This is a genomic window from Serratia sp. CY55921, assembly GCF_052167655.1.
Lineage (GTDB): Bacteria > Pseudomonadota > Gammaproteobacteria > Enterobacterales > Enterobacteriaceae > Serratia > Serratia ureilytica.
Genome location: NZ_JBJNMU010000001.1, coordinates 943707 through 969886 on the forward strand (window position 1 = coordinate 943707; position 26180 = coordinate 969886).

24 protein-coding genes, 1 pseudogene and 1 other annotated feature are annotated in these 26180 nt (G+C 59.2%); of the genes and pseudogenes, 14 read left to right on the forward strand and 11 right to left on the reverse strand.

Features of this window, described 5'->3' with window-relative positions:
- Nucleotides 1-9: 9 nt before the first annotated feature.
- Complete coding sequence (locus ACJ8M3_RS04525) at nucleotides 10-450, reverse strand: YkgJ family cysteine cluster protein (RefSeq protein ID WP_033643277.1); 441 nt, start codon at nucleotides 448-450, stop codon at nucleotides 10-12.
- Between the two features lie 286 nt (nucleotides 451-736).
- Between ACJ8M3_RS04525 and ompW the strand changes: the two genes are divergently transcribed.
- The gene (gene ompW / locus ACJ8M3_RS04530; protein WP_019452715.1) at nucleotides 737-1369 is read left to right on the forward strand and encodes an outer membrane protein OmpW; all 633 of its coding nucleotides are present in this window, start codon (nucleotides 737-739) and stop codon (nucleotides 1367-1369) included.
- Between the two features lie 44 nt (nucleotides 1370-1413).
- Here the strand turns inward: ompW and ACJ8M3_RS04535 are convergent, their stop codons facing one another.
- The 6 genes and pseudogenes from ACJ8M3_RS04535 to ACJ8M3_RS04560 all read right to left on the reverse strand — a co-directional run bounded on the left by ACJ8M3_RS04535 (nucleotide 1414) and on the right by ACJ8M3_RS04560 (nucleotide 8508).
- Complete coding sequence (locus tag ACJ8M3_RS04535; RefSeq protein WP_016927515.1) at nucleotides 1414-1728, reverse strand: BON domain-containing protein; 315 nt, start codon at nucleotides 1726-1728, stop codon at nucleotides 1414-1416.
- Between the two features lie 218 nt (nucleotides 1729-1946).
- Nucleotides 1947-2753 (reverse strand): tryptophan synthase subunit alpha, encoded by an 807-nt coding sequence (gene trpA, locus ACJ8M3_RS04540; protein ID WP_047574957.1) that lies wholly within the window; start codon nucleotides 2751-2753, stop codon nucleotides 1947-1949.
- A complete protein-coding gene (trpB, locus tag ACJ8M3_RS04545; protein WP_170852993.1) occupies nucleotides 2753-3958 on the reverse strand; it encodes a tryptophan synthase subunit beta in 1206 nt (401 codons plus the stop codon). The genes trpA and trpB overlap by 1 nt, the downstream gene beginning before the upstream one ends.
- Nucleotides 3959-3984: 26 nt before the next feature.
- Nucleotides 3985-5346 carry a bifunctional indole-3-glycerol-phosphate synthase TrpC/phosphoribosylanthranilate isomerase TrpF gene (trpCF, locus tag ACJ8M3_RS04550; RefSeq protein WP_169539684.1) on the reverse strand — a complete coding sequence of 454 codons (1362 nt, stop codon included), beginning with the start codon at nucleotides 5344-5346 and terminating at the stop codon, nucleotides 3985-3987.
- A 3-nt stretch (nucleotides 5347-5349) separates the two neighbouring features.
- A pseudogene (gene trpD, locus ACJ8M3_RS04555) lies at nucleotides 5350-6946 on the reverse strand (bifunctional anthranilate synthase glutamate amidotransferase component TrpG/anthranilate phosphoribosyltransferase TrpD).
- A complete protein-coding gene (locus ACJ8M3_RS04560; protein WP_033643270.1) occupies nucleotides 6946-8508 on the reverse strand; it encodes an anthranilate synthase component 1 in 1563 nt (520 codons plus the stop codon). The pseudogene trpD and the gene ACJ8M3_RS04560 overlap by 1 nt, the downstream one beginning before the upstream one ends.
- 24 nt (nucleotides 8509-8532) lie before the next feature.
- Nucleotides 8533-8636 (reverse strand) — a sequence feature (Trp leader region).
- A gap of 252 nt (nucleotides 8637-8888) precedes the next feature.
- On the opposite strand from ACJ8M3_RS04560, the gene rnm reads away from it, so the two are divergent.
- The 5 genes from rnm to rluB all read left to right on the forward strand — a co-directional run bounded on the left by rnm (nucleotide 8889) and on the right by rluB (nucleotide 12923).
- On the forward strand, nucleotides 8889-9770 hold the full coding sequence (gene rnm / locus ACJ8M3_RS04565; protein ID WP_089197121.1) for an RNase RNM: 882 nt from the start codon (nucleotides 8889-8891) through the stop codon (nucleotides 9768-9770).
- A gap of 46 nt (nucleotides 9771-9816) precedes the next feature.
- A complete protein-coding gene (locus tag ACJ8M3_RS04570; protein ID WP_033643268.1) occupies nucleotides 9817-10437 on the forward strand; it encodes an L-threonylcarbamoyladenylate synthase in 621 nt (206 codons plus the stop codon).
- 115 nt (nucleotides 10438-10552) lie between these two features.
- Complete coding sequence (locus tag ACJ8M3_RS04575) at nucleotides 10553-10912, forward strand: Rap1a/Tai family immunity protein (RefSeq protein WP_016927523.1); 360 nt, start codon at nucleotides 10553-10555, stop codon at nucleotides 10910-10912.
- Between the two features lie 148 nt (nucleotides 10913-11060).
- Nucleotides 11061-11858 carry an alpha/beta fold hydrolase gene (locus tag ACJ8M3_RS04580; protein WP_089197120.1) on the forward strand — a complete coding sequence of 266 codons (798 nt, stop codon included), beginning with the start codon at nucleotides 11061-11063 and terminating at the stop codon, nucleotides 11856-11858.
- A gap of 159 nt (nucleotides 11859-12017) precedes the next feature.
- The gene (gene rluB / locus ACJ8M3_RS04585; RefSeq protein WP_033643266.1) at nucleotides 12018-12923 is read left to right on the forward strand and encodes a 23S rRNA pseudouridine(2605) synthase RluB; all 906 of its coding nucleotides are present in this window, start codon (nucleotides 12018-12020) and stop codon (nucleotides 12921-12923) included.
- A 39-nt stretch (nucleotides 12924-12962) separates the two neighbouring features.
- Here rluB and cobO read toward each other — a convergent pair whose 3' ends face one another.
- On the reverse strand, nucleotides 12963-13553 hold the full coding sequence (cobO, locus tag ACJ8M3_RS04590) for a cob(I)yrinic acid a,c-diamide adenosyltransferase (RefSeq protein WP_033643265.1): 591 nt from the start codon (nucleotides 13551-13553) through the stop codon (nucleotides 12963-12965).
- Between the two features lie 13 nt (nucleotides 13554-13566).
- Nucleotides 13567-14328, reverse strand: coding sequence for a YciK family oxidoreductase (locus ACJ8M3_RS04595; RefSeq protein ID WP_089197119.1), 762 nt, complete (start codon nucleotides 14326-14328; stop codon nucleotides 13567-13569).
- A gap of 359 nt (nucleotides 14329-14687) precedes the next feature.
- Here ACJ8M3_RS04595 and sohB point away from each other — a divergent pair, with 359 nt between their 5' ends.
- Nucleotides 14688-15734, forward strand: coding sequence for a protease SohB (sohB, locus tag ACJ8M3_RS04600; protein ID WP_033650242.1), 1047 nt, complete (start codon nucleotides 14688-14690; stop codon nucleotides 15732-15734).
- Nucleotides 15735-15784: 50 nt separating this feature from the next.
- Here the strand turns inward: sohB and ACJ8M3_RS04605 are convergent, their stop codons facing one another.
- Nucleotides 15785-16036: a YciN family protein gene (locus ACJ8M3_RS04605; RefSeq protein ID WP_033650243.1), complete on the reverse strand. Its 252-nt coding sequence runs from the start codon at nucleotides 16034-16036 to the stop codon at nucleotides 15785-15787.
- Nucleotides 16037-16463: 427 nt separating this feature from the next.
- On the opposite strand from ACJ8M3_RS04605, the gene topA reads away from it, so the two are divergent.
- The 5 genes from topA (at nucleotide 16464) to acnA (ending at nucleotide 23882) form a co-directional block, all read left to right on the forward strand.
- A complete protein-coding gene (topA, locus tag ACJ8M3_RS04610; protein ID WP_015378045.1) occupies nucleotides 16464-19061 on the forward strand; it encodes a type I DNA topoisomerase in 2598 nt (865 codons plus the stop codon).
- Between the two features lie 5 nt (nucleotides 19062-19066).
- On the forward strand, nucleotides 19067-19201 hold the full coding sequence (locus tag ACJ8M3_RS04615) for a hypothetical protein (protein WP_255201708.1): 135 nt from the start codon (nucleotides 19067-19069) through the stop codon (nucleotides 19199-19201).
- 221 nt (nucleotides 19202-19422) lie between these two features.
- A complete protein-coding gene (gene cysB, locus ACJ8M3_RS04620; protein WP_004930690.1) occupies nucleotides 19423-20397 on the forward strand; it encodes an HTH-type transcriptional regulator CysB in 975 nt (324 codons plus the stop codon).
- 352 nt (nucleotides 20398-20749) lie between these two features.
- Complete coding sequence (locus tag ACJ8M3_RS04625; RefSeq protein ID WP_050440103.1) at nucleotides 20750-20986, forward strand: hypothetical protein; 237 nt, start codon at nucleotides 20750-20752, stop codon at nucleotides 20984-20986.
- 223 nt (nucleotides 20987-21209) lie between these two features.
- Nucleotides 21210-23882, forward strand: a complete 2673-nt coding sequence (gene acnA, locus ACJ8M3_RS04630) for an aconitate hydratase AcnA (protein WP_089197118.1) — start codon at nucleotides 21210-21212, stop codon at nucleotides 23880-23882.
- A gap of 57 nt (nucleotides 23883-23939) precedes the next feature.
- Here acnA and ribA read toward each other — a convergent pair whose 3' ends face one another.
- The gene (ribA, locus tag ACJ8M3_RS04635) at nucleotides 23940-24533 is read right to left on the reverse strand and encodes a GTP cyclohydrolase II (protein WP_019452695.1); all 594 of its coding nucleotides are present in this window, start codon (nucleotides 24531-24533) and stop codon (nucleotides 23940-23942) included.
- A gap of 278 nt (nucleotides 24534-24811) precedes the next feature.
- On the opposite strand from ribA, the gene pgpB reads away from it, so the two are divergent.
- Together pgpB and ACJ8M3_RS04645 are read left to right on the forward strand one after the other, a co-directional pair.
- Entirely contained in the window at nucleotides 24812-25576 is a 765-nt protein-coding gene (gene pgpB, locus ACJ8M3_RS04640; protein ID WP_033643258.1) for a phosphatidylglycerophosphatase B, read from the forward strand.
- Nucleotides 25577-25874: 298 nt separating this feature from the next.
- Nucleotides 25875-26177, forward strand: coding sequence for a LapA family protein (locus tag ACJ8M3_RS04645; protein ID WP_033643257.1), 303 nt, complete (start codon nucleotides 25875-25877; stop codon nucleotides 26175-26177).
- The last annotated feature ends 3 nt before the right edge of the window (nucleotides 26178-26180 follow it).

Genomic DNA, 26180 nt, shown 5'->3' on the forward strand with positions numbered 1-26180 from the left:
AGAGATAAATCAGTGGGTGATTGTACCCTGTTCCACGCCGCTGTGGCACCCCGCGAATTGCACTACGTCTATTTCTTCAACGATCGTCGTCTCAGGCAACGACAGCGGCAAGGGCACCGGCAAGGGGGGCAGGCCGTAGCGTTCTCGAGCGCGATCGCAGGCTTCGTTGCGCAGGCCGTTTTCACCGGACTGATCGAACTCTCTGCACGGGCTTGGCCGATTAAGATAAATCGAGCACGACACGGCTTTGCCAATCTCGCCGTCCAGCGCGGTGCAGCGCGGAGACTTGCTGTTGGTCCCCTGCATACAGCGCAGGAACGGGGTCAGAGGCTCCGTCAGGGAAAGGGGAACGGTGCCGCCGCCGTCTTCGGCCTCGGCCCAATAGAATGACACTCGAAAATAACCGCAGCATGCGCCGCAGCTGACACAGGGATTAAGGATTTCGCTCATCTTGATTGCCCGCCGACTCCTCACGGCACCAACCAAAACCAACACGGAAGATGAAATTACCTCAGCCGTATTTTTTTCCGCAACTGAAATTTGAACATGCAGATAATTTGCAACAAAATCGTTTTTTTGATGCAGATCAATCCTTGATTTATTAAGCGGTTAGGTAACCTTGTTTTTGGTGGGATTTTAAAATTTTACACATAAGATGTGATCTCGATGGGATCACAAATACCCGAAAGTAGGTATATTCCCCCTCGAGAGATTAACCACACAAATGGAATGGATAATGAAAAAGACAACTCTGGTGGTATTGGCGACGATGATGGCGCCTATGTTGGCAAGTGCGCATCAGGCCGGTGATTTCCTGTTCCGTGCGGGCACCGCGACGGTGCGTCCAAATGCGGGCTCGGACAACGTATTGGGTTTGGGATCGCTGGATGCGAAAAACAATACCCAGCTCGGTTTGACCTTCGGTTATATGGTGACGGACAACATCGGCGTTGAGTTGTTGGCCGCGACACCGTTCCGCCACAAGGTTACCCTGGGCGGCACCGATCTGGCGACCGTTCATCAACTGCCGCCTACGCTGATGGCGCAATACTACTTCGGTGACAAGCAGGACAAACTGCGTCCTTATCTGGGCGTCGGCGTTAACTACACCACTTTCTTCGACGAGAAGTTCAACGACTACGGCAAAAGCGCCGGGTTGAGCAACCTCGATCTGAAAGACTCCTGGGGCGTGGCGGCACAGGCCGGTCTGGATTACAACCTGGATGAGCACTGGATGCTGAACATGTCGGTGTGGTGGATGAACATCGAAACCAAAACGCGTTTCAACGACGCGAACGGTGGGCACCACAGCTTCGATACGCGTTTGGATCCGTGGGTGTTTATGTTTGGGGCGGGTTATCGCTTCTGATGAAGGCCGCAAACAGGGAGGCATTGCGCCTCCCTGTGTCGGTATTATTTAACCTGCATGACGTTCTCAACAGATTTCACGCCGGCCACGCCGCGTGTGACCTGCACCGCACGATTGGCGTCATCGCTTGACGTCACGAAGCCGCTCAACTGCACGCGTCCTTTAAAGGTTTCCACGCTGATTTCGCGCGACTTGATGTTTTTATCCGCCAGCAGCGCCGATTTCACTTTGGTGGTGACCACGGTGTCATCGATATAACCGCCTGTTCCCTCCGATTTCGCCGTCGGTGCGCAAGCGCTCACCGCGACCGCCACAACGGCTGCCATGCACAAGGCCGAAAGGGTTTTAAACAGCTTCATAAATTACTCTCCATGCAATGTTATGGTTGAAATTCGATGCGGTTTTTTCGCCGCAGCGAGCGCATTCCCCAAATCAAATGAAGAAATGCATAGCGAACAATGTTTATTGTGAGACAAGACGCGGGTTTGTTCAAATTTTTGCTGTAAATAAATAGAACAAACTTTGAGGGGAAACAAGCTGTTAAAGCGAGCGCCGGCAAGACGCTCGCCGAAGGGGATCACGCGCGGGTCGCGTGCTTCATCGCGCTGACGAAGGCCGCCAGCTTGGTCAGCATTTCCGCCGGGTTGGCATGGTGCCGTTCGATGATTTTGACGATTGCCGATCCGGAGATGGCGCCGGCGGCGCCGGCCTGCAGCGCAGCCTTCACCTGCTCGGGCTCGGAGATGCCGAAGCCCTGCAGCGGCGGCGCGGCGTGATACTCGCGCAGCTTGTTCACCAGGTGATGCAGCGGCAACTGCGCCCGGCTTTCGGTGCCGGTGACGCCGGAACGCGACAGCAGATAGGTGTAGCCGCGACCGTGCGACGCGATTTCACGCAGCAGATCGTCATCGGCGTTCGGCGGGCAAATGAAGATGGGCGCGATACCGTGGCGCACGGCCGCGGCGCGGAACGGCGCCGATTCTTCAAACGGCACGTCGGCGACCAACACCGAATCCACGCCCACTTCCGCACAGCGTTGGTAAAAAGCATCGATGCCTTTATGGAACACCAAATTGGCGTACATCAGCAGGCCGATGGGAATGGTCGGGTGCTTCTGACGAATGGCCGCCAGCAGCTCGAAACACTGGGTCGGCGTAACGCCGGCGGCGAAGGCACGCAGCGTCGCGCTCTGGATGGTTGGGCCATCCGCCAACGGATCGGAGAAGGGGATACCCAGCTCCAGCGCGTCCGCGCCGGCTTCGATCAGGGTGTCGATAATCTGCAGCGACAGCGCCGGATTAGGATCGCCCAGCGTCACGAACGGGACGAAGGCGCCTTCCTTGCTGCTTTCCAGACGCGTGAACAGTTGCTGATAACGTTCCATCAGATTTCTCCCCGTGCTTTCAAAATGTCGTGAACGGTAAATATGTCTTTGTCGCCGCGGCCGGATAGGTTGACCACCAGGATTTGCTCTTTTTGCGGCGTTTCACGGATCATTTTCAGCGCGTGCGCCAGGGCGTGTGAAGATTCCAGCGCAGGGATGATGCCTTCATGGCGCGACAGCGCTTTGAACGCCTCCAACGCTTCGTCGTCGGTGATCGACACGTATTCGGCGCGGCCGGTGCTGTTCAGGTAGGCGTGTTGCGGCCCGACGGACGGGAAGTCCAGCCCGGCGGAGATTGAATAGGATTCTTCAATCTGGCCTTCGGCGGTCTGCATCATCGGCGCCTTCATGCCGAAATAGATGCCGACGTGGCCATGCTTGAGCGGCGCGCCGTGCTGACCGGTTTCGATGCCCAGACCGGCGGGTTCCACGCCGATCAGCCCAACGTCGGCGTCATCGATAAAATCGGCGAACATGCCGATGGCGTTGGAGCCGCCGCCGACGCAGGCGATGACCGCATCCGGCAGGCGGCCTTCGCGCTCCAGCACCTGCGCTTTGGTCTCTTCGCCAATCATGCGCTGGAATTCACGCACGATGGTGGGGTACGGGTGCGGGCCGGCCGCGGTGCCGAGCATATAGTGCGCGGTTTCATAGCTGCCGGACCAGTCGCGCAACGCTTCGTTGCAGGCGTCTTTCAGGGTGGCGGAGCCGCTGTGCACCGGGATCACTTCCGCGCCCATCAGCCGCATGCGGAACACGTTCGGCGACTGGCGCTCAACGTCTTTGGCGCCCATATAGATACGGCATTTCAGGCCGAGCAGCGCGCAGGCCAGCGCCGAAGCGACGCCGTGTTGGCCGGCGCCGGTTTCCGCGATGATCTCGGTTTTGCCCATGCGCTTGGCCAGCAGGGCCTGGCCCAGCACCTGGTTGGTCTTGTGCGCGCCGCCGTGCAGCAGATCTTCCCGCTTCAGATAGAGCTTGGTGTTGCTGCCGGCGGTGAGATTTTTGCACAGCGTCAGCGCCGTAGGGCGGCCCGCGTAGTTCTTCAACAGATCGATGAATTCCGCCTGAAACGCCGGATCGCGCTGAGCGCTGACAAAGGCTTCTTCGAGTTGTTTCAGGGCCGGCATCAGAATTTGCGGCACGTATTGACCACCAAATTCGCCGAAGTAGGGGTTAAGCAGCGTCATGAGAGTTCCCGTCATTATCCGTTATTAATGTAGAGCCGTATTCAGTAAGCGCGCAGGGTTTGGAAGACCGAGGCCAGGCGCGCGGGATCCTTGATGCCCGGTTCGCTTTCCACGCCGGAATTGAAGTCCAGCCCGGCGCAGCCGAGCTTGGCCGCTTCGACGCAGTTGTCGGCGCGCAGACCGCCCGCCAGCATAACGTTGGTCAGATCTTCGCCTTGCAATACCGACCAGTCGAAGCGTTGGCCGGTGCCGCCTGCGCCGTTGTCCAGCAGATAGCGATCGACATGCTGCAGATCGCGCGCCGGCACCTGTTCTTTCACGCTCAGCGCTTTCCAGATGCGGCAATCGGCCGGCAAGCGGGCGCGCAGGGCGCTGATATAGGCCTGGTCCTCCGCGCCGTGCAGTTGCACCGCCTGCAGACCGAGGCGCTCTACGGTCAGCGCCACGGTATCAAGCTGGGCGTCGCAGAAGACGCCGACGTACTTCAGCGGCGCGCCGGAAATGACTTCGCGGGCGCGGACGATATCCACATAGCGCGGCGAGCGGCCGACGAAAATCAATCCGCCGTAGATGGCGCCGGCCTGATACGCGGCGGCGGCGTCCTGTGGGCGAGTCAGGCCGCACACTTTATTGTCGCCCAGGATCACACGGCGCACGGCGGCGCGCAGATCGGGTTCCGACATCAGCGCGCTGCCGATCAGGAAACCGTTGGCGTAGTGGCTGAGCTCGCGGATCTGCCCGTAATTGTTGATGCCCGACTCGCTGATCACCGTCACCCCATGCGGCACGCGCGGCGCCAACTGCCGGGTGCGGTCCAGATCGATGCTCAGATCGCGCAGATCGCGGTTATTGATGCCGACCACGCGGGCTTCCAGCGCGATCGCCCGCTGCAGCTCTTCTTCACTGATCACTTCGGTCAGCACGCCCATATTGAGGCTGTGGGCCACCGCCGCCAGCTGGCGGTACTGTTCGTCGGTCAACACCGACAGCATCAGCAGGATAGCGTCGGCCTGATAGTAGCGCGCCAGGTAAATCTGATACGGGTCGATGATAAAGTCTTTGCACAACACCGGTTGGCTGACGGTTTTGCTCACCAGCGGCAGGAAATCAAAGCTGCCCTGGAAGTATTTCTCGTCGGTCAGCACCGAGATCGCCGAGGCGAAATCTTTATAGACCGTGGCGATCTCCACCGGATCAAAGTTCTCGCGAATCAGCCCCTTGGAAGGCGAGGCCTTCTTGCATTCGAGAATGAAAGCCGTACGGGTGCCCTGCAGCGCGTGGTAGAAGCTGCGTTCGCTCGGTACGATGTCATTCTGAAAGCCGGCCAGGGGCTGTTGCTGTTGTCGCGCCGCGATCCATTGCGCTTTGTCGCGGACAATCTTGTGTAGCACGGTTTCCTGCATCATTTATCCTCTTGCCGCCAGTGCGATGACACGCTCATAGGCCTGCCCGCTGTTGATCATATCCAGTGCCTGCCGCGCATTTTGGCGCAGGTCTTCATGTCCGAATAACTTCAGAAGCAACGCGACGTTGGCCGCGACCGCCGCAGCGTGCGCCGGCTCGCCTTTACCTTGTAACAGCCGCGCCAAAATGTCACGGTTTTCTTCCGGCGTGCCGCCCAGCAAGGCCTCCAGCGGATAGGTTTCCAATCCGAAGGACTGCGGGGTAAGCTGATAACTGCAGATTTCGCCGTTGTTCAATTCCGCCACGTGCGTCGGGGCGTGGATCGCCACCTCGTCCATGCCGCCGCCGTGAACCACCGCCGCGCGCTGATAGCCCAACACGCGCAGGGTTTCGGCGATCGGCAGCACCAGTTCCGGGCTGTAAACGCCGATCAGCGCCAGCGGCGGACGCGCCGGGTTGATCAGCGGGCCCAGCACGTTGAACAGCGTGCGGGTCTTCAACTGCTGGCGTACCGGCATGGCGTGACGGAAGCCGGTGTGGTACTGCGGCGCAAACAGGAAGCACACGCCAAGATCGTCCAACGCCTTGCGCGCCTCTTCCGCCGGCAGATCCAGACGGATACCGAATGCCGCCAGCAGATCCGAAGAGCCGGAGCGGCTGGAGACGCTGCGGTTGCCGTGTTTGGCGATTTTCGCGCCGCACGCCGCCGCCACAAAGGCGCTGGCGGTGGAAATATTGATGCTGTTGGTGCCGTCGCCGCCGGTGCCGACGATATCGGCAAACAGATAGTCAGGGCGCGGGAACGGTTGAGCATCTTCCAGCAGCGCTTTGGCGGCGCCGGCGATCTCCTCCGGGCGCTCGCCGCGGACTTTCATGCTGATCAGCGCCGCCGCCAGTTGGCTCGGCTCCAGTTCGCCGCGCACGATGGCGCTGAACAGCTGCTGGCTTTCCTGCTGGCTCATCGATTCAGCGCGGTACAGTTTCTCAAGGATAGGTTGCATCGTCGTGTTCCTTTTATGACTTCGCCAGCGCCCAGGCCAGGGTCTGCTCAAGCAGGCGCGCGCCATGGGTGGTCAGAATCGATTCCGGGTGGAACTGGAAGCCGCATACGCGGCGGCGATCGTCGCGTACCGCCATCACCATCTCGCCGAACCGGGCGTTGACGGTCAGATCGGCCGGGATGTTGCTGCCGACCAGCGAGTGGTAACGCGCCACCGGCAGCGGGTTGGCCATGCCGGCGAACATGCCTTCACCGTCGTGAACGATCGCCGAGGCTTTGCCGTGCAGGATTTCCCCCGCCTGGCCGACCTGGCCGCCATAGGCTTCGACGATCGCCTGGTGGCCGAGGCAGATGCCGATGATCGGCAGCCGGCCGCGCAGGCGTTGCAGCAGTTCCGGCATGCAGCCCGCTTCGGAAGGGGCGCCGGGGCCCGGCGACAGCATCAGCACCGGCTGTTCCATCTGCGCCAGACGCTCGATGATCACCTCGGCGGCGATCTGGTTACGGTAAATCACCACCTGGTGGCCGCTGGCGCGCAGCTGATCGACCAGGTTGTAGGTAAAGGAGTCGACGTTGTCGAGCAGCAGGATATCGGCCATCAGAACACCTCCTTGGCATGGTGCGCAGTGGCGATGGCGCGCAGCACGGCACGGGCTTTATTACGGGTTTCGTCGGCTTCCGCCTGCGGGATGGAGTCCAGCACGACGCCGGCGCCGGCCTGCACGGTGGCGATGCCGTCTTCAACGTAGGCAGAGCGAATGACGATGCAGGTATCCAGATCGCCGGTGGCGGTAAAGTAGCCTACCGCGCCGCCGTAGCTGCCGCGGCGCGTGCCTTCGGAGGCGGCGATCAGCTGCATCGCCCGCACTTTGGGCGCGCCGCTCAGGGTGCCCATATTCATGCAGGCCTGGTAGGCATGCAGCACGTCGAGATCGGCGCGCAGGGTGCCCACCACGCGGGAAACCAGGTGCATGACGAACGAATAGCGATCCACTTTGGTCAGGTCGGCCACGTAGCGGCTGCCGGCCTGGCAGATGCGCGCCAGATCGTTGCGCGCCAGATCGACCAGCATCAGGTGCTCGGCCAGCTCTTTGTGGTCGGTGCGCATTTCCAGCTCGATGCGGCTGTCGAGATCCAGATCCAGTGAACCATCGGCTCGGCGGCCGCGCGGGCGGGTGCCGGCGATCGGGTAGATTTCGATCTGGCGATTGCCCGCGTCGTATTTCAGCGCGCTCTCCGGCGAAGCGCCGAACAGGGTGAACTCGTCATCTTGCATGAAGAACATGTACGGGCTGGGGTTGTTGTCTTTTAACGTCTGGTAGGCCGCCAGCGGCGCCGGGCACGGCAGGGAGAAGCGGCGCGACGGCACCACCTGGAAAATCTCGCCGTGACGGATCGCTTCCTGCAGCCCGCTGACCACCGCGCCGTACTCTTCGTCGCTCTGGTTGCAGCTCAGCTGCATGTTTTCCAGCTTTTGGTGCGGGATTGGCTGCGGGGTTTGTTTCAATTCGGTCTGCAATTGCGCCAGACGCTGCTGCAGGCGTTGTATTTCACTCGCTTGCTCGCTGAAGACGCTGGCCTGCAATCGGGCGGAACCGCGTTGATGATCCAGCACCAGCAGGGTTTCCGCCAGATAGAAGCAGAAGTCCGGGCAACGTTGATCCTGGCGCAGCGTCGGCAGGTTTTCGAAACCGGCGACCAGATCGTAGGCGAACAGGCCGCCCAGCATCACGGCTTCACGCTCGTCCGCCGGGGAGTCGACCAGGGTCAGCAGCGTGCGCAGCGCGTCGAATACCGACAGGGAGCGCAGGCGCGCGTCTTCGTCCTGCACCTCGTCGATCGCCGGGAAGGTCAGCTCGCGGCCGTTTGGGCGCGCCTGAATGCTGACCTCGGGCGGCAGCGCTTCGTCCAGCAGCGGCAGCAGCGCCGCGCCATTGGCGGTGAGCGCCTGCACGCTGACGGTGTGACCCAGCGCGGTGATGCGCAGCGCGCTGTCGATCACCAGCAGGCTCTGCAGATTCTGTTTACTGTTGATTTCCGCCGACTCCAGCAGCAGGGTGGCCGGCCGGGCGCCGCACAGCTGGTGGAAAAGGGTGGTGGGATCGCCCCGGTAACTGGCCTGCGCCTTCAGTAATGTCAATTGTGGTTTGATGTTCATCATCGGTGGTTCCAGTGAATTCTGTCCATAAAAAAGCCCGCATCAGGTGCGGGCTCAGGAAATCTGCATTGTCAGATGACAGCTATGCGCGATTACACCGCCCGCAAGAGGGAGGTACGCCACCAACCGTGAAGAGAAATGTATGTGTTCATTTGCAGACTCTCTTTGTTAACTCTCATCCGACACGGCCACTGCCGTGAACTTGTGTACTAGTTAACTGGTTCGCGAGGGCAAAGTCAACCCCCTTTTTGTACAATGTTTTAGCGGTCAGCGTGAATTCTGTTCATCATCCCGCCCGCGCGCCCAGCCGGGGCAGAATAGATTTCCGTCCGGCCGCCGATAACGGGTATGATAGAAAACCAAGCCATTGCCGGATAGCCGTTTTGACAGACAGTAACCCCCCATCCACCGCTTTTACTCTGTACGATCTCCACAGCCACACGACCGCCTCCGACGGCTATCTGACGCCGACGCAGCTGGTGCTGCGGGCGGTCGAGATGCGGGTGGGCGTGCTGGCGATCACCGATCACGACACCACCGCAGGCTTGGCCGAGGCCGCCGCCGCCATTGCGGAGCAGGCGTTGCCGCTGCGGTTGGTCAACGGGGTGGAAATCTCGACGCTGTGGGAAAATCATGAGATCCATATCGTTGGGTTGGGTATGGACGTCGCGCACCCGGCGCTGGTGGCGCTATTGGCGGAACAAACCGAACGTCGCAATCGGCGGGCGCAGGAGATCGGCGTGCGCCTGGGTAAAGCGCGCATTCCCGACGCCTATGCCGGCGCCCAGCAGCTGGCGGGCGACGGCGCGGTAACCCGCGGCCATTTCGCCCGTTACCTGGTGGAGACTGGCGTGGCGGACAACATGGCGCAGGTGTTCAAGAAATACCTGGCCAAAGGCAAAACCGGCTACGTGCCGCCGCAGTGGTGTACAATAGAACAAGCCATTGATGCGATTCATCAATCGGGCGGCCAGGCGGTGGTAGCGCATCCCGGCCGTTACGATCTGACCGCGAAGTGGTTGAAACGTTTGCTGGCGCATTTCGCCGAACACGGTGGCGACGCCATGGAAGTGGCGCAGTGTCAGCAGGCACCGCATGAGCGCTCGCAATTGGCGAAATACGCCCAGGACTATCGCCTGTTGGCCTCGCAAGGTTCTGATTTTCATCAGCCTTGTTCGTGGATCGAACTGGGGCGCAAGCTGTGGCTACCGGGCGGCGTCGAGCCGGTGTGGCGCGATTGGCCGCAGCCGGGCCAGGCGGTCTGATTTTACGCGCGTGGCAACGCGCGCGAGCATCATTTAGGAGCAAGTCATGAGTCAGCTTTTTTATATTCACCCGGACAACCCGCAGCCGCGCTTGATTAACCAGGCGGTTGAGGTGCTGCGCAAGGGCGGGGTGATCGTTTATCCCACCGATTCCGGCTATGCGCTGGGCTGCATGCTGGAAGAGAAGGCGGCGATGGAGCGCATTTGCCGCATCCGTCAGCTGGACGGCAACCACAACTTTACCCTGATGTGCCGCGATCTGTCCGAGTTGTCGACCTATGCTCACGTCGATAATACGGCGTTCCGTCTGATCAAAAACAATACGCCGGGCAACTACACGTTCATTCTGAAAGCGACCAAAGAAGTGCCGCGCCGCCTGATGAATGAAAAGCGCAAAACCATCGGCCTGCGCGTGCCGTCGAACCCGATCGCGCTGGCGCTGTTGGAGGCGTTGAACGAACCGATGATGTCCACCACGCTGATGCTGCCGGGCAATGATTTCGCCGAGTCCGATCCGGAAGAGATCAGCGATCATTTGGGCAAGGTGGTCGATCTGGTGATCCACGGCGGCTTCCTCGGCCAACAGCCGACCACGGTTATCGATCTGACCGAATCCTCGCCGGAAGTGGTGCGCGAAGGTGCCGGCGACGCGGCGCCTTTCCGCTGATGTAAAATATTGCCACCTTGCCCATTGTCTGAAAAACGGCTGAAGCGACGCTATTTCGCGTGAAAGCCGCTATTCTTGAAGACTTCAGAATTGATAATGGGCAGGATGCGCAGCAATGATTAAACAGGTTTCTTTTTTAGCGGCCTTATTATTTTCCTCAATGGCGAATGCGGGTTTTTATTCGGGCAGCGGTTTGCTGGCGGAATCCGGCGGTTACGTAAAAAATAAAAGCGGTGAAGCCACCGTGGCCGAAGCGCTGAATGGCGGCATGTTTATGGGATACGTCGCCGGCGTATTCGATACCTATTCCATGCAGGGCAATCGCAATATCTGCCCAGAGGCCGGAATGAGCATCGGCGTAGCCGCCGACGCGGTAATGCAGTACTTGAACGAACATCCCGAGCAACTGCATTATTCCGCACCGTCGGTGATTATGCTGGCGTTGAGCGCCGCCTATCCCTGCGTGCGCCATTAAATTCCCATTCCAATAAGTGCGCATTTTTTCATAAGGTGCGCTCGGGTCTTTTCCGCACGAACTTCAATAGATCACGACCTGCTGCGCTGTCACCCTTAGCCCGTCGGTAATTCCCGAACGGGTCGGGGAGAGACGTGCAGGAGGTAATATGACCGCATTTCACAGTGCCAACATGACGCTCGATTATCAGGATATCGGCTCAGGGCCGCTCACGTTGGTGTTGCTGCCCGGCTGGTGCGAACCGAAAACCGTGTTTGAGCCGTTCATCGCGCTGGCGGCCGACCGTTATCGGACGATCAGCATCGATTGGCGTGGCCACGGCCTGTCGTCAAAAGCGGCGGAGATGTCGCTGACGGCGGACGATTTGCTGGAGGATGTGCGCCAATTGCTGACGGCGCTGCGTTTGGACAACGTGATCACCCTGTCGGTGGCGCACGCCAGTTGGTTGGCGGTGGCGTTGGCCGAGGCGTTGCCGCAGCAGGTGCAGGGCATGGTGTTTCTCGATTGGATCATGACGCAGCCGGAGCCAGCGTTCTTTGCGGCGGTGAGCCGCATGCAGCAGCCGCAGCAGTGGCTGGCGGCGCGCGACGCCTTGTTCGACTTCTGGCAGGGCGGCATCCGCCACGATCGGGTCAAATGCCATCTGGAGGTCGAGATGGCGCAGGAAGATGACCGGCTCTGGCGCGCCGCCGGCGTGGCCATCGAACAGGCCTACCGGCAGTTCGGCTCGCCGCTGCAACGCCTGGCGGGAATGAGCGCGCCGCCGCCGTGCCGGCATATTTACTCGCTGGATCGCCGCGATGACTATCTGCGGCAACAGCAGGCATTTGCCGCCGAGCGGCCGTTTTTCTCCGTGGCGCGTTTAGAAGAGGCCCGCACTCACCTCGGCATTCTGGAACGGCCCGACGCGGTGCTGAGGGCGGTGGAGGACTTCTTGGCGCCGTGAACGCCGCTTGGGGGCACCGCCGATAAAGTGGGTTTCAACACCTTAGAAAGCCTGTATAATGCGCGGTTCGATCTTGATAAACGTATTATTACCGTTGCGGCGATTGGCCGCGGCGGTTATCCCCCCGACGCCTGTGAAGGCGACATTAGAGGTTGCTCAATGAGCGAAAAGTTACAGAAAGTATTAGCGCGCGCCGGGCACGGCTCGCGTCGTGAAATCGAAACCATGATTGAAGCCGGGCGCGTCAGCGTCGACGGCAAGGTCGCCAAGCTGGGCGATCGCGTTGAAGTGACCCCGGCGATGAAAATTCGTCTGGATGGTCATGTCCTGTCGATCAAAGAGTCCGAAGAGGTGGTCTGCCGCGTGCTGGCTTACTACAAACCGGAAGGTGAGCTGTGTACCCGCAGCGATCCTGAAGGCCGCCCGACGGTGTTCGATCGCTTGCCGAAGCTGCGCGGTTCGCGCTGGGTGGCGGTAGGGCGACTGGACGTCAACACTTCTGGTCTGCTGCTGTTCACCACCGATGGCGAACTGGCCAACCGTCTGATGCACCCAAGCCGTGAAGTGGAACGCGAGTACGCGGTGCGCGTGTTTGGCCAGGTCGACGATGCGAAAGTGAAGCAGCTGAGCAAAGGCGTGCAACTGGAAGACGGCCCGGCCGCGTTCCGCACCATCAGCTTCCAGGGCGGTGAAGGCCTCAACCAATGGTACAACGTGACCCTGACCGAAGGCCGCAACCGTGAAGTGCGTCGCCTGTGGGAAGCGGTGGGCGTGCAGGTGAGCCGCCTGATCCGCGTACGCTACGGCGATATCGATCTGCCGAAAGGCCTGCCGCGCGGCGGCTGGGCCGAGCTGGATCTGCCGGCGATCAACTACCTGCGCGAGCTGGTTGAATTGAAACCGGAAACGGTCAGCAAGATGCCGGTGGAGCGTGAGCGCCGCCGCGTGAAGGCTAACCAAATCCGTCGCGCGGTCAAGCGTCACTCGCAGGTGGCCGGTAGCGGCCGTCGCAGTGCGCCGGGCAGCAAACCGAGTAAATCGGGCAAACCGAGCAAACGCAGCTAATCCCGTCATTCTGGCCCCGTTCGGGGCCAGAACGTTTTGTTACCAATCGATCCCCTGTTGCGCCTTGATGCCCGCGTCGAACGCGTGTTTCACCGGCCGCATCTCCGTAACCGTATCCGCCATTTCCAGCAGCTCGCGATGGCAACCGCGCCCGGTCAGTATCACCGTTTGGTGCGCAGGGCGCTGCCGCAGCGCTTCTTTGAGCTCTTCCAGCTCCAGATAGCCGTAGGTCAACATGTAGGTCACTTCGTCCAGCAGCACCAGATCCAGGCCGCTGTCGGCCAGCATGCGTTTGCCGTGCTGCCACACCGCCTGGCAGGCGGCGGTGTCGCCTGCCTTGTTCTGCGTCTCCCAGGTGAAGCCGGTAGCCATCACCTGAAATTCAACGCCATGTTGCTGCAGCAGATTCTTTTCGCCATTGGGCCACTCGCCCTTGATGAACTGGATCACCCCGGCGCGCATGCCGTGACCGACCGCGCGGGTGACGGTGCCGAAGGCGGCGGTGGTTTTGCCTTTGCCGTTGCCGGTAAACACCAGTAGCAGGCCGCGGGTGTCCTGCGCCGCGGCGATGCGTGCATCGACCTGTTCTTTCAGGCGCTGCTGGCGCTGTTGATGACGATCTTCCGCCATGAAACGCTCCTTATTATTCGGCCGCGCCGGGTTTGCGGTTCGGCTGGGCGTCGAAGCTCATGCCGGTTTTTCGCCGGCTGTCCTCGCCCATCAGATACAGGTACAGCGGCATGATGTCAGCCGGGGTTTTCAGCTTGTTTTTGTCTTCGTGCGGGAAGGCGGATGCGCGCATTTTGGTGCGAGTTCCGCCCGGATTGATGCAGTTTACCCGCAAATTACGATTTTTGTATTCATCGGCCAATACCTGCATCATGCCTTCGGTGGCGAACTTCGACACCGCATAAGCGCCCCAGTCGGCGCGGCCGGTGCGCCCGACGCTGGAACTGGTGAACACCAGCGACCCGGCGTGGGATTTCAGCAGCAGCGGCAGCAGCGCCTGAGTCAGCATAAAGGTGGCGTTGACGTTAACCTGCATCACCTCTTGCCACATGGTTATCGACAGGTCGGCCATCGGCGCAATGTCGCCCAGCAGGCCGGCGTTGTGCAGCACGCCGTCCAGGCGCGGAATTTGGCGCGCCAGATCGTCGGCTATCTGCCGGCATTGCTTCGGCGTGGCGTGCAGCAAGTCGAGCGTGACCACCAGGGCCGGGGCGCCGCCCTGGGCCGCGATCTCTTGTTGTACCGCCAGCAGTTTGCTCTCGGTGCGTCCCAGCAGCACTAACTGGGCGCCGAAGCGAGCGTAGGTCAGCGCCGCTTCGCGGCCGATGCCGTCTCCGGCGCCGGTGACCAAAATAATGCGTTGTTCGAGTAGATCTTGTTTGGGTTGGTAATGCACGATAAATCCTCGCCTGGGTGGCTGTTCTCCCGCGTATCGTGGGGAGCAAGGGTGAAACGCGCGGCCAGGGCGGGAGCGAGAGCTCGACCTTCTGCGGGCCGCGCAGCGAATCTGTCTCATCATATTGATGAATAATGGGTGTTATATGCCTTAATCCGTACGCATTTTCAATGCGTAGCAGGCTGAAATGACATTCTTTTGTAACAAAAGCGGCGCGGCGGCGGCTTGGTTCGGCCTTGAATCGTCCCCATAGTGACGTGCAGAACGCAATGAATTTTCATTTAGCCGCGACAGCAGGCGCTGCGGTTGGCTAAAATGGAAAGAATCATACTAACAACCTGTAAATAAAGGCGGAATCTGTGGAGTTTATATCTGTTTATGGCCTGTTTCTGGCCAAGGTCGCCACGGTGGTGCTCGCCATCGCCGCGTTGGCCATCCTGGCGGTCAGTCTGGGGCAACGCAAGAGCCGTCAGAAAGGGGAGCTGCAGTTGACCGATCTCGGTGAGCAGTATCGCGAAATGCAGCGCGATATGCGCCTGGCGCGTATGGATACTGCCGAGCAAAAGGTTTGGCTGAAACAGTTCAAGAAGCAGACCAAATCTGATGACAAATTGAAGAAGCAGCGCGCCAAATCCGGCGCGGTGGAAGTGGCCAAGCCGTGCCTGTACGTGTTGGACTTCAAGGGCAGCATGGATGCGCACGAGGTGACGTCGCTGCGCGAAGAGATCTCCGCGGTGCTGGCGGTGGCCTCGGCGCAGGATGAAGTCCTGCTGCGTCTGGAAAGCCCGGGCGGGGTGGTGCACGGCTACGGCCTGGCGGCTTCGCAGCTGGAGCGCTTGCGCAAAGGCGGCATCCGCCTGACGGTGGCGGTGGATAAAGTGGCGGCCAGCGGCGGCTACATGATGGCCTGCGTCGCGGATCGCATCGTGGCGGCGCCGTTCGCCATCATCGGTTCCATCGGCGTGGTGGCGCAGATCCCGAATTTCCACCGCCTGCTGAAGAAGAACGACATCGACGTGGAGCTGCATACCGCCGGGCAGTTTAAACGTACGCTGACGCTGTTCGGTGAAAATACCGAGCAGGGGCGCGAGAAGTTCCGCGAAGATCTGAACGAAACGCACGAGCTGTTCAAACGCTTCGTGCACGAGCAGCGCCCGTCGCTGGACATCGACAGCGTCGCCACCGGTGAGCACTGGTTCGGGACCCAGGCCAAAGAGAAAGGCCTGATCGACGCCATCGGCACCAGCGACGATTTGTTGATCGCCGAGTTGGATAACCACGAAGTGATCGCCGTGCGCTATGCGCGTCGTAAACGTTTGATGGATCGTTTCACCGGCAGCGCGGCGGAAAGCGTCGATCGTTTGCTGTTGCGCTGGTGGCAGCGCGGGGAAAAGCCGTTGTTGTAAGGCGAGAAGAGCAGGAATCAACGGGGGCCAGGCGCCCCCGTTTTGTTTTCTCAATCGACCAAATGGTATTTTTCCGAAAGCAGGTGAGCCAAATGTTTAAACATATTAAATACGGCGGTGGTTTTGGCGGTGGGCAATCCATCGGCATCTAAAAAGTATTCGCCGCGAAAAACTAAAACGCCGCTTTTTTGTTCAACGTCGGTGGCGATCATGCCGTGCAGATAATCTTCGTGTTGGCGGATAATGTTATTTGCTTCCGCCAGCAGGGCCTCGCGGCCGATAGGTGCAGTATTCTTGTGCATTTATTAGACTCCAAACAAAAAACGCTGCGCATATTCTAACGCCGGTTCGCTTTTATCCGCAAACCGACTAAGGTTTATTTGCCGTCTGGATGGCCATGGGCGGCGGCCGGTTGGCGAAATCTGCCTTTCCGTGCTAATTAGGTTGCGTGACGCTTTTTATCAGGTACAGTGTGGGATTTTGCGGCGTCGGGTGGAAGGTTTTGTTTACGCCATGAATAAAAATCACGCAGCCATACTTCTGGGGCATGGGTGAATAGCAGGCAGGATCAACAACTTGCGTTCAGGTTGAGCAGTTGGGCAACCAAAAGAAAAAAATCTGTTGATCTCTTGCCAGACTGCCGCAATATAAAAAAAGAGACACGAATTGCCGCGGCACGGCGAGATAAAAGACTTCTTTTTAGAAGAAATAAATTAGGTAAAGGTAAATATGGGTAAAGCTCTCGTAATAGTTGAGTCCCCGGCAAAAGCCAAAACTATTAATAAATATTTAGGAAGTGACTACGTGGTGAAGTCCAGCGTCGGTCATATCCGTGATTTGCCGACCAGTGGCTCAGCCAGCAAAAAGAGCGCTGACTCAACCGAAGACAAAGCCAAGAAAAAAGTTAAAAAAGATGAGAAGGCGGCGCTGGTAAATCGCATGGGCGTCGACCCTTACCACGGCTGGAAAGCGCATTATGAAATCCTGCCGGGTAAAGAAAAAGTGGTCGCCGAGTTAAAATCGTTGGCGGAAAACGCCGACCACATTTATCTCGCAACCGACCTTGACCGCGAAGGGGAAGCCATCGCCTGGCACCTGCGGGAAGTGATCGGTGGGGATGACAAACGCTTTAGCCGCGTGGTGTTTAACGAAATCACCAAAAACGCGATCCAACAGGCGTTCAAACAGCCGGGCGAGCTGAACATTGACCGCGTCAACGCGCAGCAGGCGCGCCGGTTTATGGACCGCGTGGTGGGCTATATGGTCTCGCCGCTGCTGTGGAAAAAAATCGCCCGCGGCCTGTCCGCCGGCCGCGTACAGTCGGTGGCGGTGCGTCTGGTGGTTGAGCGCGAACGCGACATCAAGGCGTTCGTGCCGGAAGAGTACTGGGAGCTGCATGCCGATCTGCTGGCGAAGGGTGAAACCGCGCTGCAGATGGAAGTGACCCATGCGCACGACAAACCGTTCAAGCCGGTCAACCGCGAGCAGACGCACGCCGCGGTCAAGTTGCTGGAAAAAGCCCGCTACACGGTGCTGGATCGCGAAGACAAACCGACCAGTAGCAAGCCGGGCGCGCCTTTCATTACCTCCACGCTGCAACAGGCCGCCAGCACCCGCCTGAGCTTCGGCGTGAAGAAAACCATGATGATGGCGCAACGGCTGTATGAAGCCGGTCACATCACCTATATGCGTACCGACTCCACCAACCTGAGCCAGGATGCGCTCAACATGGTGCGTGGCTACATCGGCGACAACTTCGGCGATAAATACCTGCCGAAGGCGCCGAATCAGTACAGCAGCAAAGAGAATTCGCAGGAAGCGCACGAAGCGATCCGTCCTTCGGACGTGAACGTGCTCGCCGAACAGCTCAAAGACATGGAAGCGGACGCGCAGAAACTGTATCAGCTGATCTGGCGTCAGTTCGTCGCCTGCCAGATGACGCCGGCGCAATACGACTCCACCACGCTGACGGTGAAAGCCGGCGATTATCAGCTGCGCGCCAAGGGCCGTACGCTGCGCTTTGACGGCTGGACCAAGGTGATGCCGGCCCTGCGCAAAGGCGATGAAGATCGCACGTTGCCGTTCGTCGAAATCGGCAGCGAGCTGGATCTGCAGAAACTGATCCCGAGCCAGCACTTCACCAAGCCGCCGGCGCGTTACAGCGAAGCCTCGCTGGTGAAAGAGCTGGAGAAACGCGGCATCGGCCGTCCGTCCACTTACGCCTCCATCATCTCGACCATTCAGGATCGCGGTTATGTGCGAGTGGAAAGCCGCCGTTTCTATGCCGAGAAAATGGGTGAGATCGTCACCGATCGTCTGGAAGAGAACTTCCGCGAGCTGATGAACTATGACTTCACCGCGCGCATGGAAGACGGCCTCGATGAGGTCGCCAACAACCAGGCCGAGTGGAAAGCGGTGCTGGACGAATTCTTCGTCGACTTCAGCGAGCAGCTTGAAACGGCGGAGAAGGATCCGGAAGAAGGCGGCATGCGGCCTAACCAGATGGTGATGACCAGCATCGACTGCCCGACCTGCGGCCGCAAGATGGGCATCCGTACCGCCAGCACCGGCGTGTTCCTCGGCTGTTCCGGCTACGCGCTGCCGCCGAAGGAACGTTGCAAAACCACCATCAACCTGGTGCCGGAAGCGGAAGTGCTCAACATCCTCGAAGGCGACGACGCGGAAACCAACGCGCTGCGCGCCCGCCGCCGCTGCCAGAAATGCGGTACGGCGATGGACAGCTATCTGATCGACAACCAGCGCAAGCTGCACGTCTGCGGTAACAACCCGGCGTGTGACGGCTATGAGATCGAAGAGGGCGAGTTCCGTCTGAAAGGCTATGATGGCCCGGTGGTGGAGTGCGACAAGTGCGGCTCGGAAATGCACCTGAAAATGGGGCGTTTCGGCAAGTACATGGGCTGCACCAACGAGAACTGCAAAAACACCCGCAAGATCCTGCGTAACGGCGATGTCGCGCCGCCGAAGGAAGATCCGGTGCCGTTGCCGGAGCTGCCGTGCGAGAAGTCCGACGCCTATTTCGTGCTGCGTGACGGCGCTGCCGGCGTGTTCCTGGCGGCCAACACCTTCCCTAAATCGCGCGAGACCCGCGCGCCGCTGGTGGAAGAACTGGCTCGCTTCAAGGATCGTCTGCCGGAGAAACTGCGCTACCTGGCCGATGCGCCGGTGGCGGATGCCGAAGGCAACAAAACGCTGGTGCGTTTCAGCCGTAAAACCAAGCAGCAGTACGTCTCCTCTGAAAAAGACGGCAAGGCGACCGGTTGGTCCGCGTTCTACGTGGACGGCAAGTGGGTCGAAGGCAAGAAGTAAGGCCGATGTCCTGCCCGCAAGATGAAAAACCAGCCCTGGCGGCTGGTTTTTTTATTGGTGAAAAGGGGCAAACGGATCTATCCTTTGCTGTTTTTATCCCTCCGACACCGCCGTTTCACGTTGATACCCATGCAAAATAATCGTTATCATAGTGTGACGCGGATCTATACTTGAAGCTGCATCGTGGTATAGTGGTTATATAAAAAGTTTTTTTATTATTAAAGCTTATTAACAACGGCGTTTTCTTCACCATCAGGGTAGAACACGGGGTTTATGGCTTGTGAGTTTCAGCATACCGGGGCGACACCGATATACCTGGCTGCGGGTAAGCCGCAGTGTTTAACCTAGGATGGTATAAGATATGAAATTGCAGCAGCTTCGTTACATTGTGGAAGTGGTTAACCACAACCTGAATGTCTCCTCGACGGCAGAAGGGCTCTATACCTCTCAACCCGGCATCAGCAAACAGGTGCGCATGCTCGAAGATGAGCTGGGCATCCAGATTTTCGCCCGCAGCGGCAAGCACCTGACCCAGGTCACCCCGGCCGGCCAGGAAATCATTCGCATCGCGCGTGAAGTGCTGTCCAAGGTAGACGCCATCAAGGCCGTCGCCGGTGAACACACCTACCCGGACAAAGGCTCGCTGTACGTCGCCACCACGCATACCCAGGCTCGTTACGCCTTGCCTAACGTGATCAAAGGCTTCATTGAGCGTTACCCGCGTGTCTCGCTGCACATGCATCAGGGCTCGCCGACGCAGATCGCCGAAGCGGTCTCCAAGGGCACCGCAGATTTCGCCATCGCCACCGAAGCGCTGCACCTGTATGACGATCTTATCATGCTGCCGTGCTACCACTGGAACCGTGCGGTGGTGGTGAAGCCCGATCATCCTTTGGCGGGCAAAAGCAGCATCAGCATTGAAGAACTGGCGGCTTACCCGATCGTCACTTACACCTTCGGCTTTACCGGTCGCTCGGAGCTGGACACCGCCTTCAACCGCGCCGGCCTGACGCCGCGCATCGTCTTTACCGCCACTGACGCCGACGTGATTAAAACCTATGTTCGTTTGGGATTGGGGGTAGGGGTGATCGCCAGCATGGCGGTGGATCCGGTGCAGGATCCGGATCTGGTGACGGTGGATGCGCGCGATATCTTCACCTACAGCACCACTAAAATCGGCTTCCGCCGCAGCACCTTCCTGCGCAGCTACATGTACGACTTCATTCAGCGCTTCGCGCCGCACCTGACGCGCGACGTGGTCGACAGCGCAGTGGCGCTGCGCTCCAACGAAGAAATTGAAGCGATGTTCAAGGACATCAAGCTGCCGATTAAGTAATCGTTGACGATATCAAATCAAACCCGGTTAGGCGCCTGCTAAACCGGGTTTTTTTAGCCCGGAAACCCGCACCTTCCTTGTTTCTCAGGATCATCCTGAAAAGCCGCCGTCCTCTTTTCAACCCGTTAGCCTCTAAGTAGACTGCAAAACGTTCGGATAATTGAGTATGGAAATTCAACGTTATGCAGATATGCAGGCTTAACTACGCTGATTTATCGAGTGATTTCCAGATCCTTCGGGATGCGCTGCTAAGACGTAGAAAGGTGAGAGTGCCTGGAGGTCGAGGGCTGATGGCGTACGGTCGTATAGATGTTCAAGGCGAGCCTGATTACAGTAAATGCGTGGTATCACAATGAAAAAAAGTCTCTGGATTGTTCTGTTCTTGTTGCTAACCTTTTTGTTGTTGCGCTACCTGCCAGACGGAATTTTCGACAGCTTCGTTTCCAACAACATAGAAATTAGCGGTGATGGTGAAATAGGGATGAATAGTTTCGACTCGGCTGTCATTGCCATTAAATTGGGTGTCTCTGCTATCATTGCTGCAGTTGTGCTCACAGTATGTCGCCGCCTGGTGCGCAAACCCCGCTAAAGCCGCGAGATTTTCGCTGCCAAAACGCCGCCTCGTTGCGGCGTTTTCGTTGACGCGTGGCCTAACCCCTTGGCTGCGCTCGCACTTCCTTCTTCTTGATTGTTCTCACCTATCGCTGTGATCAAATCGTGTTGTTATCAAAACGTTAACTTATCTTTGTGGTATCTTTAAACAAGACCTCACTGATTACCCTGTTTTAATCACAATAAGAAATGGAGGAGCTATGTCGTCCGATCTTCGTGAAACAAGTCTGGATAAGCTGGTTGCGCTGAATAGCGAATATTACTACTACAGTCTGCCGCTGGCGGCGAAGCAGCTGGGTGATATCGACCGGTTGCCGAAATCAATGAAAGTGCTGTTGGAGAACCTGCTGCGCCATGTGGATGGCGATACCGTGCAGGTTGACGACCTCAAGGCCATCGTCGCCTGGTTACAAACCGGCCATGCTGACCGTGAGATCGCCTACCGTCCGGCGCGCGTGCTGATGCAGGATTTTACCGGCGTTCCGGCGGTGGTGGATCTGGCGGCGATGCGTGAAGCGGTGCGGCGGCTGGGCGGCAATGTCGACCAGGTGAACCCGCTGTCGCCGGTGGATCTGGTGATTGACCACTCGGTTACCGTCGATGAATTCGGCGATGACAACGCCTTCGAAGACAACGTGCGTATCGAAATGCAGCGCAACCACGAGCGCTACACCTTCCTGCGCTGGGGGCAGAAAGCCTTCAACCGTTTCCGCGTGGTGCCGCCGGGCACCGGCATCTGCCACCAGGTCAACCTCGAATACCTCGGCCAAACGGTGTGGCACAGTGACGAAAGCGGTCGCCGCGTGGCCTATCCGGATACGCTGGTGGGCACCGATTCTCACACCACCATGATCAACGGCCTGGGCATTCTCGGCTGGGGCGTCGGCGGTATCGAAGCGGAAGCGGCGATGCTGGGCCAGCCGGTGTCGATGCTGATCCCGGACGTCGTCGGCTTTAAGCTGACCGGCAAGCTCCGCGAGGGCATTACCGCCACCGACCTGGTGCTGACGGTCACCCAAATGCTGCGTAAGCACGGCGTTGTCGGCAAGTTCGTCGAGTTTTACGGCGACGGCCTGGCCGATCTGCCGTTGGCGGACCGGGCGACCATCGCCAACATGTCGCCGGAGTTCGGCGCCACCTGCGGTTTCTTCCCGGTAGATGACGTCACGCTCGGCTACATGAAACTCAGCGGCCGCAGCGCCGAACAAATCGCGCTGGTGGAAGCCTACGCCAAGGCGCAGGGCATGTGGCGCAACCCGGGGGATGAGCCGGTATTCACCAGCTCGCTGGCGCTGGATATGTCGACGGTCGAGGCCAGCCTCGCCGGGCCGAAACGCCCGCAGGATCGCGTCGCGCTGCCGAATGTGCCGCAGGCGTTCAGGGCCGCTACCGAGTTGGATATCGGCGGCCACAAGACCAAGGCAGACAGCAAACCCTTTACGCTGGATGGGAAGCAGCACGAGCTGCACGACGGCGCGGTGGTGATCGCGGCGATCACCTCCTGCACCAACACCTCCAACCCGAGCGTGATGATGGCGGCCGGCCTGCTGGCGAAAAACGCCGTCAAGAAAGGGCTGCGCAGCAAGCCTTGGGTAAAAACGTCGTTGGCGCCGGGTTCCAAAGTGGTGACCGACTACTTCGACAGCGCCAAGCTCACCGCTTATCTGGAAGAACTGGGGTTCAACCTGGTGGGATATGGCTGTACCACCTGTATCGGCAACTCCGGGCCGCTGCCGGATCCTATCGAGCAGGCGATCAAAGAGGGCGATCTGACCGTGGGCGCGGTGCTGTCGGGCAACCGTAACTTCGAAGGGCGCATCCACCCGCTGGTGAAAACCAACTGGCTGGCCTCACCGCCGCTGGTCGTGGCGTATGCGCTGGCGGGCAGCATGAAGATCGATCTGACCAAAGAGCCGCTGGGCGAGGGCAATGACGGTCAACCGGTCTACCTGAAGGACATCTGGCCGAGCAGCCAGGACATTGCTCAGGCGGTGGAAGAAGTGCGCACCGAGATGTTCCACAAAGAATACGGCGAAGTGTTCGATGGCGACGCCAACTGGCAGGCGATCCAGGTGACCGGTTCGGCGACCTATCAATGGCAGGAGGATTCTACCTATATCCGCCATCCTCCGTTTTTCAGCACCATGAAGGTGAAACCGGATCCGGTGCAGGACATCAAGGACGCGCGCATTCTGGCGATTCTGGCCGATTCGGTGACCACCGACCACATCTCGCCGGCGGGCAACATCAAGCGCGACAGCCCGGCGGGGCGTTACCTGAGCGAGCACGGCGTGGCGCCGCAGGACTTTAATTCCTACGGTTCGCGCCGCGGTAACCACGAAGTGATGATGCGCGGCACCTTCGCCAACATCCGCATCCGCAACGAAATGGTGCCTGGCGTGGAGGGGGGCTATACCCGCCATATTCCGTCGCAGCAGCAACTGTCTATCTACGACGCCGCCATGCAGTACCAGCAGGAGAAAGTGCCGCTGGCGGTGATCGCCGGTAAAGAGTACGGTTCCGGCTCCAGCCGCGACTGGGCGGCGAAAGGGCCGCGCCTGCTGGGCGTGCGGGTGGTGATCGCCGAATCCTTCGAGCGCATTCACCGCTCCAACCTGATCGGCATGGGCATTTTGCCGCTGGAGTTCCCGCAGGGCGTGACGCGCAAAACGCTGGGGCTGACCGGGGACGAGCAGATCAGCGTCGGCGGCCTGCAACAGCTGCAGCCGGGCCAGACGGTGCCGGTACATATCACCTATGCCGACGGGCGCAAGGAGGTGATCGACACTCGTTGCCGCATCGATACCGGCAATGAGCTGACCTACTACGAAAACGACGGCATCCTGCACTACGTAATCAGGAAAATGCTGTAAATCGGGCAGTAAAAAGGGCGCCGCAAGGCGCCCTGATTGTTTTCACCGTGGCGGCGATCACTTCTGGTCGAGCAAATGGCCCATTTTGGCGGCCTTGGTGGCCAGATAGTGTTCGTTCTTCGGATTGCGGCCGACGATCAGCGGCACGCGCTCGCTGATATTGATACCGGCTTCGGTCAGGATCTCGACCTTTTTCGGGTTGTTGGTCAGCAAGCGCACCGCGTCGACGCCCAGCAGTTTGAACATGTCGGCGCACAGGGTGAAGTCGCGTTCGTCGGCGGCGAAGCCGAGCTGATGGTTGGCTTCCACGGTGTCTGCGCCCTTATCCTGCAGGGCATAGGCGCGGATCTTGTTCAACAGGCCGATATTGCGGCCCTCCTGGCGATGATAAAGCAGGATGCCGCGGCCTTCTTCGGCGATCTGCTCCAGCGCGGCTTCCAGCTGAAAACCGCAGTCGCAGCGCAGGCTGAACAACGCGTCGCCGGTCAGACATTCGGAATGCACGCGTGCGAGCACCGGCGCTTCACCGGAAATATCACCGAATACCAGCGCCAGATGATCGTGCCCGGTCGCCAGTTCTTCGAATCCTACCATCAGGAAATCGCCCCAAGGTGTCGGCAGTTTAGCCTCTGCCACCCGTTTAAGCTGCATGTCACTCTCCACAAAAACCTACGATTCAATCATTGTCGCGCATCCTAAGTCCGGTCAGTGCATTGACCAAGACTAAAACGTGCTACGCCGATCTCTATTTCGTTAATTATCGGCTATTTTGCCACAACTTCTTGCCGGGCGGTGCTCAGCAAACCAGCAGATGGCGTTTTCTGGCCACCTATTATTGCGATAGGTTGTCTATCTGTTTAATTTTTCGCGTGTTATCAATATTGCACTCTTGTTACACTGCAGCCTGATTCACGCAGAGGAAAACGGGAATGTATGAGATAGCAAAACGCACGGCGGGCGGCGCGTTGCTGCTGCTGTTGATGCCGCTGGCGGTCTGGGTATCCGGCTGGCACTGGCAACCCGGCGGCAATGACCGGCTGCTGAAAGCGCTGTACTGGGTGACCGAAACCGTGACCTCGCCGTGGGGCATTCTGACCAGCGCGATCCTCTGCGGTTGGTTTTTGTGGTGCCTGCGCTTTCGGCTGAAGCCGGCCATCGGTCTGGCGATGCTGCTTTTCGCCGCGCTGTTGATTGGGCAGGGCGTGAAGTCGTTGATCAAGGATCGGGTGCAAGAGCCGCGTCCTTTCGTGGTGTGGTTGGAGCAAACCCACGGCGTGGACGGCAAGTATTTCTACTCGCTGCAGCGCAAAGAGCGCAGCGCGCTGGTGCGCGAGCAACTGCAAGACCAGACGCTGGTGCCGGGCTGGCTGCGCAAGCACTGGCAGTTTGAAACCGGCTTTGCTTTTCCGTCGGGGCACACCATGTTCGCCGCCACCTGGGCGCTATTGGGCGTAGGGCTGCTGTGGCCGCGCCGCCATTACAAAACCGTCGCGATCCTGATGGTGTGGGCGGCCGGGGTAATGGGCAGCCGCTTGCTGCTGGGCATGCACTGGCCGCGCGATCTGGCAATGGCCACGTTGATCAGTTGGTTGCTGGTGGTGATCACCTGCTGGCTGGCGCAGCGCTGGTTCGGTCCTCTGACGCCGCCGCCGCAAGAGCAGCAGGAAATCGCGGCGCGCAAGCCGGAGAAATGAACGTTATGTGACCATGTCACAAAAAGCGCGGCGCCAGATCGGCGCCGCATTAACCGCTTACATTTTCCCGCCATTGCAATCCGCGCCGTCGCCCCCATATCCTTATAAATTCGACGTTTTGAGAAGCTTTCTCATCAATTTGTTCGTTAAAGCCGTTTACTGCCGAATATGCCAGCAGATATGTGGTTTTATCGTGCCGCAGGGTTTCCCTGCCGCAACGGGAAATGCTAACTTAAGGGTTAGGGACGCCACGTTTTGGCATCGTTCATCCGATTCACTCGGCATCGCGGGAAAGAATGTGAAATATTTGCTGATTTTTTTGTTGGTTCTGGTGATCTTCGTGATTTCCGTCACCTTGGGTGCGCATAACGATCAGGTGGTCAATTTTAACTATCTGGTTGCGCAGGGCGATTATCGCGTATCGACCCTGTTGGCCACGCTGTTTGGCGCCGGTTTCATTCTCGGCTGGATCATTTGCGGTCTGTTCTATCTGCGTACGCGCATTGCGCTGGGCCGCGCCGAGCGCAAGATCAAAAGGCTGGAGCTGCAGCTTGAGCAGCCCGCTGAACCGGCGGCTCAGGCCGTTGTCAGCAAGGAATAACCC